Genomic DNA, 15,094 nt, shown 5'->3' on the forward strand with positions numbered 1-15,094 from the left:
TTTGTATTGATAAGCATAGTGAGGCCTTCAACGCAAAGAACAAGTCTTGACGACTGTGTTATCCGGCCTACCCGATTTAGTGCCCTGGGCGGGGTTTATTCCTGTTCTTCGGTCCTGCCCTCGGCGGGGATTGGCGGCGCGGCCTTGGCCCCGCGGCCCGGCAGTTTGCCGTCGGCCACCTGCCATGCGTTTTGAGCGGTGAACCCGGCAAAGGCCGTGAACAGACCACCGGGCCGGAAATACGCCAACGACGCGTCGATCCGCGCCTTGGCCGTCCGGAAATCCCTGCGGGTCGCATCGTCCAGGATCTCCAGATCAAGGGACAGACGGTCCATCAAGGTTGCGGCAAGGCTCAGGGCTTCGCCGGTGACGGGCAGATCGCGCCGCGCCAGGCGGGCCAGCGATCCTGCCGCCACCTGCGCGGCCTGTTTAGGGTCCTTGTGCTGGCGCATGACCTGTTCGGCCCAAAGAACGGCGCCGTCACTTGGGCCAGGAAGATCGCGCAGCAAATCGCCCAACAGCGTCAACCGGTCGGCGCGCAGCAGGACCAACGCGGTGATGACCGTGGCCAAAGGCGATTGTTCCCCGGCCTGCAACAGCCGGTTCAACGACGAGGTCGCGAATTTCGACACCGCCCGCTCGGCGCTTTCGCTTTGCGCGCGCTGCCAAAGGCGGGTGGCCTGCGCAACCGGGCTGTCCCCGCTGGCCAAGGGCGCGGCCGACAGGGCGCCGATCGTCAGGCCATCGGCGTCATGGGTCAGATCGACCGTCAGCGCATAGGTCGCCTGCCCGCCGTCGAACATCGTCTCGTCCGTGGCCAACAGGGCCCCCGCGCCCGTGCCGCTTTCGTCAAACAACTGCAGCCAATAGCCCGCCGCGTCGAAACGGGCCAAGGCAAACGTGATGTCATAGCGGGTCTGGTCCGGGTCGCCCCCTGCCCCCGGCAGATGTTTGCGACCGACGTTAAGCAACCGCATCCCGTCATCGCGCCGCAGTCTTTGGCCGGACAAGGCGGACACCTGCAACGAGCCTGCAAACAGCGTTGCCGCATCGGAGCTGCCGAACAGGAACCGACCCAGGGCCTTGTCCTGCCGCCATTCCCCGGCCTGCCGATCCGGCAACACAAGACGGTTGATGGCAGGAAGATCATAGACGGGCCTGCCCGGCGCGGGTTGGCCGGGGGCTGTGGATGCGCGCTCTTGCGCGGTGTTTTCACGCGGCCACTGCTTTGCATCATGGGTTTTGAACAGATCATCCGGCGCCTTGCGCCAGCGCATCCCCAACCGATCGGCATCGCCGGTGGTTTTCGACCCAAGCGATTTCAACAGGTCCGGGGATATTTCCGGCGCTGTCATGGGCGGCATGGGCACCTGCGGCGCCGTCGCCGGGTAAGGCGCGCGCAGCTGCGTGACCACCCGCGGACGGGGCAACCCGCCCGGCTGCACCCTTTGATCGGCTGTTGACTGATGGCTTTTCAACAACTCTGCGATGCGGCCATTCATATAGCTTTCGAGGTTGAAAAACTTGACCGACGGCTTGCCGCCCTCATCCTCCAGACGGATATGCGGCCTGCCTCGCAACCCTTCCAGCAGGGCCTGGCCAAACAGGGTCGGCCCTTCGCTTGGATGTCGCGGTTGCCAGGCCCGCTGCGCCGCCGTCGTGGCATAAAGCAGCGCGTCGACCTCGATCTTTGGATAGGAATGATAGGTCGGGTACTCTGGCAGGAACTCGTCGCCCTTGGGCTGCACCTGGCGGATTTCGTTCGTGTCGTTCCGGCAGGCGTCCAGAAAGTAATAGCGGTACGGCACCCGGATGCTGTTCAACCCGTTCAACAGGTTCTTGGTGCTCAGCGCATGGTTGAAGCTGGGCAACCCGTCGCCCAGAAAATCGCTGGGCAACAGGATCTGGCGGTCGATGGTCGACTGCAACCCATGGCCGGAAAAGAAGAAGATCAATCGGGATCGTTCGCGCGCCGCTTCGGGCAAGGCGTTGATATCGCGGATGCAGGCGGTGATCGCTGCCTTGCAGTTGGCCAGCGTCGGCGTCAGTTCATGCGTGGAAATCGCCGGATCGGCGGTGCGTTCTTCGTCGGTGGGCGACAGCAAAAGCCGACAGGACACGATTGGCGCCTCGTCCACGTCGTAATCCATGCAGATCCAGTCAAAGAACCGCCGCGCGGTCAGGGCCGAGACATAGAGCTGGCCAAGGCCCTGCGCCTCCTTGATCCACTTCATCGGGGCGGGGCCAAGCCGGTCACCGCCTTTCAGCCAAGGATAGCGGCTGCAGCCTATGACAACCGCAAAGGTCCCGGGTGACGCGCCGTCCCAGTCGGGCGCGCGCCAATGACCCGGGTCGCCGTTTACCGGGGTCAGCGTCACACCAATCCGCCGTCCGACTGAGAAGAGGTGATCTTTTCGGCCATGCGGCGGTAAAAACTGGGACGCGCCAGATAGCCGCCATGAGCCTTGATCAGCGACATGCCGGAATCGTAAGCCTCGTCATCGATGCCTTCAAAGATGTCCCTGCCGGTAAAGCTGAGGAAATCATTCTGGTCGTGGACATTCCACCAATAGCCCAGATTGCCGCCCGGAAAGGGAACCTTCTTGCCGGTGACATGGCTTGGGTCGGCCTCGAGGAACAGCTTGCCCTCTTCGAAAAAACCGACCTGGCTGGCCGAGGCGCACCAGAAATCGATCTTGATATTCGCAAGCGCCGGGTCCTTGGGAAGGAAATGGCTGACGATGTCATAAATCAGCTGGCCGCCCATGGAATGGCTCACGACAATCAAAGGCTCACCGCCGCGCTCCAGCTTGATGGCGTGAAGGGCCTTGAGTTTGTCCAGAACGATGTTGGGCACAATGCCAGGCGCGCCCGCTGTGCCGCGCTTGTCGAGATAGACAAAAACATCGCCAAGGAATTGGCTGACCAACTGGTTGATCTTGGGCCTCGCCTCTGCCAGCGCCACCGAAAGCAGGAAAGGCCCGGATGAATTCACACGCGAGAGCGCCTCTTGCGCGAGGTCACGGGCGCGGGCCGCCCAATCCGCGATGCCCATGCCGGCCAGGGCATCGGTGTCGGTGCTGGCGGTTTGGACCGCGTCAAAGATGGCGTTCAATTGGTCCGTCAGATCGGCATGTTGTTGAACGATCGCGGCAAGCGTCCCATCCTGCACCAGGCCGTCGACGGCCACGGCCATCTTTGCCAGCGCGACAGGATCCTTTTCAGCTTGCTCCAGAACGGCGATGACGACATCCCCAAGCTGCTGGTCTGACAGGGCGGCAAGATCGAAGTCTTCGGTATCTTGCGGTCCCGGTATCCCCCCCGATGCAAGCCCCCCGGCCTGAGGGGCTGGGCTGTCAACTGCGGGCACGCGGTCCAGGCTGTCGCTATAGTCGATGGCGGCCTGGGCGGTTTGCTGCAAATCCGGCAAGGGATCTGCCCCCATGCCCAACAGGCGCGTTCGCGGCCGTGAGGCTCCACCATAGCTTGGATCAAAGGCATGATCGCCCCAATAAGCGTCTGCGATCGTCACGCCGTCAGGATCGTCCGAAATGGCTGGCGCAAGATAGCGGCGCGCAAAGACCTCCATCGCGAAAAAGTTGTCCCGGCTTCGGACATTGACCCCATGGACATAGAGAATTGGCATGTCCATTCTCCTTTCGTTCTAACACCGTGGTTTCCCTAGGGTTGAGCGAAAGGGCCAGAAAGTCAAACACAGGTTTGGGCGACATCCAAACGGTTGGCGATCTGGTCTATAGGGTGAGTGTGTAGGGCGGGATTTGTTGCGGTTTTCCGACGCAACGTCGGTCGAAGACGTTGTGGGACCTGATTGTTGATTTCCACCCAGAAGTGACCCGGGTTTTCCATCGAGAACTGACCCACCTTTAGGTTATGTTTCGGGGGTCAGGCTTTGGTCAAGGCATGAGTATCCTCCTTGGTTTTCCGCGCCACGACGGCGGCACTGGCTTTGAAGCGGAAGCTGTCGTTTCCGGTCTCGAGGATGTGGCAGCGGTGAGTGAGCCGATCGAGCAGCGCGGTTGTCATCTTCGCATCACCGAAGACCGTGGCCCATTCGCTGAAGCTCAGGTTCGTGGTGATGACGACGCTGGTCCGTTCGTAAAGTTTGCTGAGCAGATGGAATAGCAGCGCGCCGCCTGATGCACTGAACGGCAGGTAGCCAAGTTCGTCCAAGATCACGAGATCCAGTCGGACGAGGCTTTCGGCAAGCTGTCCGGCTTTCCCTTTGGCTTTCTCCTGTTCGAGCGTGTTGACGAGCTCAATGGTCGAGAAGAAGCGGACCTTGCGGCGGTGATGCTCGACGGCCTGCACGCCAAGGGCTGTCGCGACATGGGTTTTACCGGTGCCGGGGCCGCCGATCAGGACGACGTTCTGCGCCCCGTCCATGAACTCGCCGCGATGCAGTTTGCGCACCGTGGCCTCGTTGATCTCACTGGCCGTAAAGTCGAAGCCCGAGAGGTCCTTGTAAGCCGGGAAGCGTGCCGCCTTCATGTGATAGGCAATGGACCGGACCTCCCGTTCTGCCACTTCCGCCTTCAGCAACTGAGCGAGCATCGGCACCGCAGCATCAAAGGCCGGCGCCCCCTGTTCCATCAGGTCGGTGACGGCTTGTGCCATGCCGTGCATCTTCAGACTGCGCAGCATGATGATGATGGCACCGCTGGCGGGATCATGACGCATGGCGGCCTCCTGCGGTCCGGGCCCGCAGCCCGTCATAGCGTTCGACATTGGCCTCTGGTTCGCGCTGCAGGATCAGCGCCTGTGGCGTGTCGATGTCCGGACCACCAGTCGTCTTTCCGTCGATCAGCCGGTGCAGAAGGTTCAGCACATGGGTCTTGGTCGCGACACCCTCGGCCAGCGCCATTTCCACGGCGACCAGCACGGCCTGTTCATCGTGATGCAGGACCAGCGCCAGGATATCGACCATCTCCCTGTCACCACCCGGCTTGCGAAGCATGAGGTCCTGGAGCTGTTTGAAGGCTGGAGGGAATTCCGCAAAAGGCGCCCCATTCCGCAACGCCCCCGGCTTGCGCTGGAGGACGGCAAGGTAGTGCCGCCAATCATATATAGTGTGCGGCGGCAGGTGGTGTGAGCGCTGGATCACCCGTGCATGCTCACACAGGATCTGTCCTTCTGCAGCAACCACCAGCCGGTCGGGATAGACCCGCAAGCTCACCGGGCGGTTGGCGAAGGATGCCGGGACGCTGTAGCGGTTGCGTTCAAAGCTGATCAGGCAGGTCGGCGAGACACGCTTGCTCAGTTCGACAAAGCCATCGAAGGCAGGCGGCAATGGCATCAGCGTGGCCTGCTCTGCGGCCCAGACGTCTGCAACGCTGCCCGGCAGCGCTGCATGCGGAATGTCAGTCCACAGCGCGACACAGCGTTGTTCCAGCCAGTCGTTCAGCGCTGCGAGATCAGGAAAGCTTGGCATGAGTTGCCACAGACGATGGCGCGCGTCCTGCACGTTCTTCTCGACCTGTCCCTTCTCCCACCCAGCAGCCGGATTGCAGAACGCGGGTTCGAACACGTAGTGGTTTGCCATGGCAAGGAATCGCATGTTGATCTGCCGGTCCTTCCCGCGACCGACGCGGTCAACCGCCGTCTTCATGTTGTCGTAGATGCCGCGCTCCGGGACACCGCCGAACACCCTGAACCCGTGCCAGTGGGCATCGAACAGCATCTCGTGCGTTTGCAGCAGATACGCCCGGACCAGAAAGGCCCGGCTGTGCGACAGCTTGATGTGGGCAACTTGCAGCTTGGTGCGCTCACCGCCCAGAACGGCAAAATCCTCGCTCCAGTCGAACTGGAATGCCTCGCCCGGGCGAAACGACAGGGGAACGAAGGTGCCGCGGCCTGTCGTCTGCTGATCCCGCTGCCGATCGGCCCGCCAGTCACGCGCAAAAGCCGCGACCCGGTTGTAGGACCCGTCAAAGCCGAGAACCACCAAATCGGCATGCATCTGCTTCAGCGTCCGCCGTTGTTTGCGGGACTTGGCCGCTTCCGTCTTCAGCCAGCCGGCCAACTTCTCGGAGAACGGATCAAGCTTGCTCTGCCGCTCCGGCGTCGCGAACTGCGGCTCAATCGTGCCCGCGTTCAGATACTTCTTGATGGTGTTGCGCGACATTCCGGTCCGCCGCGCAATCTCACGGATCGGCAGCTTATCCCGTAACCGTAGCTTCCGTATGATGTTCAAAAGTCCCATGTGTATCACTCCAGTGTCCCCCGCTGCGCATGGCGCTGGGGGAAGGGTCACATGGGTCAATTCTCAATGGAAATTAGGCCGCTACCCGGGTCACTTCTGGGTGGAAATCAACATGCCGAGGGTTTCGACAACCTCGGTGGCACGACCCTGCGCCAATCAATGCCTTCGAACAGCGCTTCGAACTGGGTCTTGCTCAAGTTCAGTGTTCCGCCTGAGATGCTTGGCCAGACAAATTTCCGACCGTTCAGTCGTTTATGGATGAGCACCAGACCCGTGCCGTCCCACATCAACACCTTGATCTTGTCCCCGGACTTCGAACGGAACACGAAGAAGGCACCGCTGTAAGGGTCGAGATCGAATTGATTGGTCACATGAGCGGCGAGGCCATCCATTCCCTTTCGGAAATCCACAGGGGCCGTGGCCATGAAAATTCGGTAGCCATTCGCCGGAAAGATCATAGCGCGCCTTTCATGGCTTCAATGACTTGGCGAAGGTTCTCCGGCGGCGCGTCCACGGGAAATTCAAGCACAGCCTGTCCAACCGTCAGCCGACACATTGCGGGACGTGTGCTCGGTTCTTCGTGGTCCGGTGACACAATCGTGACGGGGGCGAACAGAGGCTGCCTGGAGACGTCTTCGCCGCGCGATCGTCGCTCCTGTATGCACCACTTTCTGACCAGGTTCTCATGGGCGCCGATTTCGCTCGCGATCAAGGCGATCCGCTCATGGCCATCGAGAACCCGTTTGGTCGCCATGCGCTTCAGCTCGTTGGGCCAGTTGATACGCCCTGACGCGCTGACTGAGACGCGGAAGCCCCATATCTCCATTGATGCCGACATTTTGGCCTCCCGGGTGAACGACGACGGGAGACTATTGGATTACGGCGCGCTCGGCACGGAATTCGTCAGGGGCTGTATGCACCGCTTACCTTCTTCCGCTCTTGCGGTTGGGAGCAAGTGGACGCGACCCCGATTCATGGAACGCGACGCAGGAACACCTGCAAACATTGACGGGCATAAGTCCCGAAGACGAGGTTGGGCAAGAACGCTTACAGCGCGAAATCGGAGCATTCTCCAGGAACCTGCGACAGACGATGCGTGACGAGCTCCCTGATCTAGCAGTGGCGGATAGGCTGTTGGCTCAGGCTCTCGACTTCACCGAAGTAGAGAGGCTGCGTCAGGCCTACCCTGAGTATCGCCGCGACGCTGATTTTCGGCGCGTGCGTGATGGCTTTCAAGTTCTCTTGCGAGAATGCGTCGAGAACGCGGCGGATTGGAGTGGCGTTCTTGACCGCTTCGAAGGCAAAGATCAGGTCCCGCTCATGACAATCCACAAGAGCAAGGGCCTAGAATTTCACACAATGATCTTTTTCGGTCTCGATGCCCAGACATGGTGGAGCCTGTCGCCGGCGCGTGGCGAAGAGCTTAGCTCATTCTTTGTGGCGTTTACTCGAGCGAGACAGAGGGCATTCTTTGCTTACTGCTCAGAGCGGGGCGACGCTATCCACTGGCTGGAACAGCTTCTCCTGCCAGCGGGCGTAGAGCAGATCAATGGAGCCAACATCGTCGCGGCAAGGTAGGGACGGCGCGTTATGGGATCAATAAGCCAGTCTCGTCACCACCGTGGTGGAATGCTTGAGACGGGTGGCAACTCAGAGGGTGCTGTACGGCGACGTAAGGCCGATTCTTGCCTCCCGTATTGGCGTACGCCAATATAGGGGTGCTGGGTGTGGCGTGGAATAGGTCTGATAGGGGGCCCTTTGTAACGCTTACGAAGAAGTTGCGGGTCCTGCGTCAGATGAGCTTCATCGTCTGGTGGAGTCGGTTGTGGTGTCCTGGGACGCCGGCCAGGAGGGGCATGTCCTTGAGCTACGGGGCGAACTTGTTGAGATGTTGGCAAAAACAAAGCCCGCCGGAGGGGCGGGCTTTGTTGTGAACGGTTGTTCGCTAAAACTGGTTGCGGGGGCAGGATTTGAACCTGCGACCTTCAGGTTATGAGCCTGACGAGCTACCGGGCTGCTCCACCCCGCGCCAATTGTTTTGCCTCACGTTAAGTTTTATGGAGTGAGGCATCACACGTTTAGAGAGATATTGGTTTTTACTAGGTTTGGCGGTGACCTACTCTCCCACACCTTAAGATGCAGTACCATCGGCGCAAAGGCACTTAACGGCCGGGTTCGGAATGGAGCCGGGTGTTTTGCTCTCGCTATGACCACCAAACCAAGTAAAAACCAATCGCTGCGCGATTGGGTTTTACTTGGTTTGAGCGGGAGGCAGGGTATTGCGCAGCAATGCCCGTTCCCGCCCCTCGTAATTCCGGGCGCAGCGTTCATCAATCAAGTGTTGTCCAAGTCAGTACGCTTTATGGAGCGTATGCTTTTGTTTGTCACAGATAGCCAAGCCTGGCTATTACTGGATCAAATCAAGCCTATCGGGCAATTAGTACCAGTCAACTGAACATGTTACCATGCTTACATCTCTGGCCTATCGACGTGGTGGTCTTCCACGGCCCTCAGGGAGATCTTGTTTTGAAGGGGGCTTCCCGCTTAGATGCCTTCAGCGGTTATCCTGTCCGAACATAGCTACCCTGCACTGCTGCTGGCGCAACAACAGGTCCACCAGTGGTTCGTTCACCCCGGTCCTCTCGTACTAGGGGCAACTCTTCTCAAATCTCCTACACCCACGGCAGATAGGGACCGAACTGTCTCACGACGTTCTAAACCCAGCTCACGTACCTCTTTAAATGGCGAACAGCCATACCCTTGGGACCTGCTCCAGCCCCAGGATGAGATGAGCCGACATCGAGGTGCCAAACACTGCCGTCGATATGGACTCTTGGGCAGTATCAGCCTGTTATCCCCGGCGTACCTTTTATCCGTTGAGCGATGGCCCTCCCACTTGGGACCACCGGATCACTATGGCCGACTTTCGTCTCTGCTCGACTTGTCAGTCTCGCAGTCAGGCTGGCTTATGCCATTGCACTCAACGAGCGATTTCCGACCGCTCTGAGCCAACCTTCGCGCGCCTCCGTTACGCTTTAGGAGGCGACCGCCCCAGTCAAACTACCCGCCACGCAGGGTCCCGGATCCGGATAACGGACCGCGGTTAGACATCAAACAGAACAAGGGTGGTATCTCAAGGGAGGCTCCACAGAGACTGGCGTCCCTGCTTCGAAGCCTACCACCTATCCTGCACATGTTGTGTCTGATGCCAGTGCGAAGCTGTAGTGAAGGTGCACGGGGTCTTTCCGTCTAACCGCGGGTAGCCGGCATCTTGACCGGCAATTCAATTTCGCTGAGTCGATGTTGGAGACAGCGGGGAAGTCGTTACGCCATTCGTGCAGGTCGGAACTTACCCGACAAGGAATTTCGCTACCTTAGGACCGTTATAGTTACGGCCGCCGTTTACCTGGGCTTCAATTCAGAGCTTGCACCCCTCCTTTTAACCTTCAGGCACCGGGCAGGCGTCAGACCCTATACGTCGTCTTGCGACTTCGCAGAGCCCTGTGTTTTTAGTAAACAGTCGCCACCCCCTGGTTTGTGCCCCCAGCCCCTAGTTGCCTAGGAACCGGGCCTCCTTCTCGCGAACTTACGGAGGTATTTTGCCGAGTTCCTTCAACATCGTTCTCTCAAGCGCCTTGGTATTCTCTACCAGTCCACCTGTGTCGGTTTAGGGTACGATCTCATGATGGAGCTATTTCCAGGGACCAATGAGCGGCCCACCCAATCCAATAAGGGTGAACAACCTTCATGATCCGTCACTTCCATCTGGCCCAGGAATATTAACCTGGTTCCCATCGACTACGCCTTTCGGCCTCGCCTTAGGGGTCGGCTTACCCTGCTCAGATTAGCTTTAAGCAGGAACCCTTGGACTTTCGGCGAGAGTGTCTCTCACACTCTTTGTCGCTACTCATGTCATCATTCTCGCTAGTGATCTCTCCACCGGATCGCTCACGCGCCGGCTTCACAGAAAGCCTCTTGTGTCCAATCCCACCGAAGTGGGTAAGGACACATGAGACTATGTCACACTACGCTCTGCTACCATGCCTTACGGCATCCTCAGCTTCGGCTCATGGCTTGAGCCCCGTTACATCTTCGCCGCAGGACAACTTGTTTAGACCAGTGAGCTGTTACGCTATCTTTAAAGGATGGCTGCTTCTAAGCCAACCTCCTGGTTGTTTTGGTCGTCCCACCTGCTTTCCCACTTAGCCATGAATTAGGGGCCTTAGCTGGAGGTTAGGGTTGTTTCCCTCTTCACTACGGACGTTAGCATCCGCAGTGTGTCTGCCATCTAGTACTCCCGGGTATTCGGAGTTTGGTTAGGATCAGTAAGCCTGTGGGGCCCCATTACCCATCCAGTGCTCTACCCCCCGGGGTATTCGGATGACGCTCTACCTAAATAGATTTCGCAGAGAACCAGCTATCTCCGAGTTTGATTGGCCTTTCACCCCTAGGCACAACTCATCCCGACCTTTTTCAACAGGTGTGGGTTCGGACCTCCAGTAAGTGTTACCTTACCTTCATCCTGGTCATGCCTAGATCACTCGGTTTCGGGTCTGATCCATCTAACTCGACGCCCTATTAAGACTCGCTTTCGCTGCGCCTACACCTAACGGCTTAAGCTTGCTAGATAGACCAAGTCGATGACCCATTATACAAAAGGTACGCCGTCACAAGACTGGACACTAATGACAATCATTTGCCTGCAAATGATTGGCAAGTTGCCGGCAGGGCATTGCAAAGCAATGTCCCGGGAGGCAACCCCCTATCAATTCCAGGTGCTGATTATGTTTTGCTGCCGCATCCCTACCGCGTAGGAACACTGACACGGAACTGCACGGTCTCGATCCCGGGGTTGTCGTCGTAGATCCCGGCATTCGACCGATGGTCGTAGCTGAGACCAAACCGCCAACCGCGGTCGTTCTCGTAGCCAACCTCGATCCCCGATCTAAACTCGATCGGACCACCCAGGTCGAACCCTCCATTATCCAGGTACAGACCCGGCATGGAGTGCAATTGCGCAAAGATCGGCGCGTTCCGCATCTGGATCGTATAGGTCTGGCCGAAGCCAACCCATGTCTCACCATGCTCGCCAACCGAAAGTCCCGCCGCACTTCCGAAGGGGCCACGGTTGTGACCCAGATCGTAGCGCAGATAGATTTCGCTGGCTTCGCTTGCGCGCCGCTCAAGAACCTGGCCTGCCGAGATCGCAAACCTTGGCGTCGTCTCCGACTTGCCAAGGCACCCGCTCTCGGTGCCGCAGTGGTTGCGGCTCATGTCGGTCAGACCGAGTACGAGCATCAATACTGCAAAGGTTCCGTCAGCCATGATTTTCTCCATTCGTTTCCGAACGGTCATGGCGCAGATTATCATTAGAGTCCAGTCAAGCTCCGACTGTTTGTAGGCGTCCGGTTTCAGGTACTGTTTCACTCCCCTCGTCGGGGTGCTTTTCACCTTTCCCTCACGGTACTGGTTCACTATCGGTCAGTAAGGAGTACTTAGCCTTCGGGGGTGGTCCCCCGATCTTCAGACAGAATTTCACGTGTTCCGCCCTACTTGATACGTCCTATCGTGCTTCATATACGGGACTGTCACCCACTATGGTTGGTCTTTCCAGACCATTCTATTCACACTCAAGGCTCGGCTGGTCCCCGTTCGCTCGCCGCTACTAGGGGAGTCTCTATTGATGTCCTTTCCTCCGGGTACTTAGATGTTTCAGTTCCCCGGGTTTGCTCTTAAAACCCTATGTATTCAGGTAATAAGTACCTGTTTTACCCGATTATCAATAACCACGAGGGCTAATAATAACCGAGTATCAGGTGGGTTGCCCCATTCGGAGATTCATGGATCAAAGCCTATTCTCGGCTAACCATGACTTATCGCAGAGTATCACGTCCTTCATCGCCTCTTACTGCCAAGGCATCCACCAAACGCCCTTCTCGCGCTTGATTTGATCCAGAAATAGCAAGGCTTTCGTCTTGCGCAGTGCCCAGCTGGTTCGCTTGAGGCACCTGTCTTTCTGAACCAAAAGCATACTTTCCCGCTCCCGTATGCTTACGGGAACTTTAGGTTTCAGGCCTCGCGGCCCAAAACCTTCTCAGTCATTCCGTGCGGAATGAATGAGTGGTTAGTGTACTTGACTTGGACAACGATTGCTTTTTTCAGAAGGGATACAAACCACCGGCCGGCTAGACCCGTGTTTCGCCTTCCGCCCTGGGGCGGAACCAACTGAGATTGACTGTTACTCCAGCCAATCAAGCAATGTTGATTGATTATCTCTCTATACGATGTGAATTACTGCTGACCTTCTTGCAAAGGCAGCGTGTCCGATTGGACGGATAAGAACCCAAAGGTGCTTATCGATCTAATCGTCGTGAATGGTGGAGCCTAGGAGGATCGAACTCCTGACCTCCTGAATGCAAATCAGGCGCTCTCCCAGCTGAGCTAAGGCCCCTAAATGGTGAAGGCGTTGCTCTCGTGACATTGCTGCGCAATGCACTGTCGCAACTCCAACTCGTCGCTACGCGAGAGTTGGTGGTGGGTCGAGGAGGACTTGAACCTCCGACCTCACGCTTATCAGGCGTGCGCTCTAACCACCTGAGCTACCGACCCAGCGAGTTTTGCAAGGCAAAACCGCATCGCCGCGACAGGGGCTTGCTGCGCAAGCTCCCGAAAGCGGCCAGGCTTGCAGCAAAACTGGCAATTTCCATACGAGCCGGCGGCCCGCGTTACTTGTCTGAAGAGATATGAGGACGACCCAGGTTCGTCTGATGTTGTTCCGGCAAAGGTACCGGAACGTTGCTAAGTGTATCACGAGATCGGCAAGCCGATCTATCCAGATACATCCTTAGAAAGGAGGTGATCCAGCCGCAGGTTCCCCTACGGCTACCTTGTTACGACTTCACCCCAGTCGCTGATCCTACCGTGGTCCGCTGCCTCCCGAAGGTTAGCGCACGGCCGTCAGGTAGAACCAACTCCCATGGTGTGACGGGCGGTGTGTACAAGGCCCGGGAACGTATTCACCGCGTCATGCTGTTACGCGATTACTAGCGATTCCGACTTCATGCTCTCGAGTTGCAGAGAACAATCCGAACTGAGACAACTTTTGGGGATTAACCCACTGTAGTTGCCATTGTAGCACGTGTGTAGCCCAACCCGTAAGGGCCATGAGGACTTGACGTCATCCACACCTTCCTCCCGCTTATCACGGGCAGTTTCCCTAGAGTGCCCAGCCGAACTGCTGGCAACTAAGGATGTGGGTTGCGCTCGTTGCCGGACTTAACCGAACATCTCACGACACGAGCTGACGACAGCCATGCAGCACCTGTCACTGCGTCCCCGAAGGGAACCACAGATCTCTCTGTGTGGCACAGGATGTCAAGGGTTGGTAAGGTTCTGCGCGTTGCTTCGAATTAAACCACATGCTCCACCGCTTGTGCGGGCCCCCGTCAATTCCTTTGAGTTTTAATCTTGCGACCGTACTCCCCAGGCGGAATGCTTAATCCGTTAGGTGTGTCACCGAACAGTATACTGCCCGACGACTGGCATTCATCGTTTACGGTGTGGACTACCAGGGTATCTAATCCTGTTTGCTCCCCACACTTTCGCACCTCAGCGTCAGTATCGAGCCAGTGAGCCGCCTTCGCCACTGGTGTTCCTCCGAATATCTACGAATTTCACCTCTACACTCGGAATTCCACTCACCTCTCTCGAACTCAAGACCAGGAGTTTTGGAGGCAGTTCCGGGGTTGAGCCCCGGGATTTCACCCCCAACTTTCTGGTCCGCCTACGTGCGCTTTACGCCCAGTAATTCCGAACAACGCTAACCCCCTCCGTATTACCGCGGCTGCTGGCACGGAGTTAGCCGGGGTTTCTTTACCAGGTACTGTCATTATCATCCCTGGCGAAAGAGCTTTACGACCCTAAGGCCTTCATCACTCACGCGGCATGGCTGGATCAGGCTTGCGCCCATTGTCCAAGATTCCCCACTGCTGCCTCCCGTAGGAGTCTGGGCCGTGTCTCAGTCCCAGTGTTGCTGATCATCCTCTAAAACCAGCTATAGATCGTAGACTTGGTAGGCCATTACCCCACCAACTATCTAATCTAACGCGGGCCAATCCTTCTCCGATAAATCTTTCCCCCGAAGGGCGTATAAGGTATTACTCACCGTTTCCAGTGGCTATTCCTTAGAGAAGGGTATGTTCCCACGCGTTACTAACCCGTCCGCCGCTAAACCCGAAGGTCTCGCTCGACTTGCATGTGTTAGGCCTGCCGCCAGCGTTCGTTCTGAGCCAGGATCAAACTCTCAAGTTGAAAAGCTGTTACCAGCTTATCCTTGACGTTCGAACCTCTGCACATCTCCAATACTCAGGACCGCTTTGGGGGCAGATCCCTATGTTGACCCGGCTAGGAACCAACACGCATTGGAAGTCATCTGTTTGATAACGTGCTTCAGGTTTCATCAGAAACCGAAAGCCGCTACAAACAGTGAAGCTGACACTGGATCATCGGACCGAAGCCCTACCAGCGTTGATATGCAGACATTTGTCCATCGAAATGAACCCAAGTCGCCCGCATATCTCTTCAGATACTCGCGATGTCAAATAACGTCGAGACAACGATCAACCGGATGCGCCCTAACTTCTCGGCGCGCCCGCCCGTCATTACCTCAGTAGTGTCTCACAAACTTCCCGTCAAACCTCCGCCTCGCAGCGTGTCGTCCGGTCCGTCCAGTGCCCCGCAGCGCCTCAGCGCCGCCGGTGAAGGGGGTTCTACGGTTACTCCCAAACCTCCGCAAGCAGTTTTTTGAAGAAAAACGGAAAAAAGTGAAAACCGCCAAAAAACATTGGGCTTGCGGCCCCCACTGCCCGGCGATTG

At 57.7% G+C, this 15,094-nt stretch carries 7 protein-coding genes, 3 tRNA genes and 3 rRNA genes; 1 reads left to right on the forward strand and 12 read right to left on the reverse strand.

Features of this window, described 5'->3' with window-relative positions; all coding sequences use genetic code 11:
* Nucleotides 1-95: 95 nt before the first annotated feature.
* The 6 genes from QF118_RS17090 to QF118_RS17115 form a co-directional block, all read right to left on the reverse strand.
* Nucleotides 96-2,234: a caspase family protein gene (locus tag QF118_RS17090; protein ID WP_394357066.1), complete on the reverse strand. Its 2,139-nt coding sequence runs from the start codon at nucleotides 2,232-2,234 to the stop codon at nucleotides 96-98.
* A 140-nt stretch (nucleotides 2,235-2,374) separates the two neighbouring features.
* Nucleotides 2,375-3,646, reverse strand: coding sequence for an alpha/beta fold hydrolase domain-containing protein (locus QF118_RS17095; RefSeq protein ID WP_282300248.1), 1,272 nt, complete (start codon nucleotides 3,644-3,646; stop codon nucleotides 2,375-2,377).
* Nucleotides 3,647-3,903: 257 nt separating this feature from the next.
* Nucleotides 3,904-4,698 carry an IS21-like element helper ATPase IstB gene (gene istB / locus QF118_RS17100; RefSeq protein WP_282300249.1) on the reverse strand — a complete coding sequence of 265 codons (795 nt, stop codon included), beginning with the start codon at nucleotides 4,696-4,698 and terminating at the stop codon, nucleotides 3,904-3,906.
* On the reverse strand, nucleotides 4,688-6,220 hold the full coding sequence (gene istA, locus QF118_RS17105) for an IS21 family transposase (RefSeq protein ID WP_282300250.1): 1,533 nt from the start codon (nucleotides 6,218-6,220) through the stop codon (nucleotides 4,688-4,690). The genes istB and istA overlap by 11 nt, the downstream gene beginning before the upstream one ends.
* Before the next feature lie 107 nt (nucleotides 6,221-6,327).
* Complete coding sequence (tnpB, locus tag QF118_RS17110) at nucleotides 6,328-6,678, reverse strand: IS66 family insertion sequence element accessory protein TnpB (protein ID WP_282300251.1); 351 nt, start codon at nucleotides 6,676-6,678, stop codon at nucleotides 6,328-6,330.
* The gene (locus QF118_RS17115) at nucleotides 6,675-7,058 is read right to left on the reverse strand and encodes a transposase (protein ID WP_282300252.1); all 384 of its coding nucleotides are present in this window, start codon (nucleotides 7,056-7,058) and stop codon (nucleotides 6,675-6,677) included. The genes tnpB and QF118_RS17115 overlap by 4 nt, the downstream gene beginning before the upstream one ends.
* A gap of 254 nt (nucleotides 7,059-7,312) precedes the next feature.
* Here QF118_RS17115 and QF118_RS17120 point away from each other — a divergent pair, with 254 nt between their 5' ends.
* Complete coding sequence (locus QF118_RS17120; protein ID WP_282300253.1) at nucleotides 7,313-7,798, forward strand: 3'-5' exonuclease; 486 nt, start codon at nucleotides 7,313-7,315, stop codon at nucleotides 7,796-7,798.
* A gap of 374 nt (nucleotides 7,799-8,172) precedes the next feature.
* Here QF118_RS17120 and QF118_RS17125 read toward each other — a convergent pair.
* The 6 genes from QF118_RS17125 to QF118_RS17150 form a co-directional block, all read right to left on the reverse strand.
* Nucleotides 8,173-8,249, reverse strand: a tRNA-Met gene (locus QF118_RS17125).
* 74 nt (nucleotides 8,250-8,323) lie between these two features.
* Nucleotides 8,324-8,438 (reverse strand): 5S ribosomal RNA (rrf, locus tag QF118_RS17130).
* A 198-nt stretch (nucleotides 8,439-8,636) separates the two neighbouring features.
* Nucleotides 8,637-12,168, reverse strand: a 23S ribosomal RNA gene (locus tag QF118_RS17135).
* A gap of 427 nt (nucleotides 12,169-12,595) precedes the next feature.
* Nucleotides 12,596-12,671 (reverse strand) — tRNA-Ala (locus tag QF118_RS17140).
* 81 nt (nucleotides 12,672-12,752) lie between these two features.
* Nucleotides 12,753-12,829 (reverse strand) — tRNA-Ile (locus tag QF118_RS17145).
* A gap of 239 nt (nucleotides 12,830-13,068) precedes the next feature.
* Nucleotides 13,069-14,530 (reverse strand): 16S ribosomal RNA (locus QF118_RS17150).
* The 16S, 23S and 5S rRNA genes sit together here with 3 tRNA genes alongside, the layout of an rRNA operon.
* Nucleotides 14,531-15,094: the final 564 nt, after the last annotated feature.

The sequence above is a fragment of the Tropicibacter oceani genome (assembly GCF_029958925.1).
GTDB classification, from domain to species: domain Bacteria; phylum Pseudomonadota; class Alphaproteobacteria; order Rhodobacterales; family Rhodobacteraceae; genus Pacificoceanicola; species Pacificoceanicola oceani.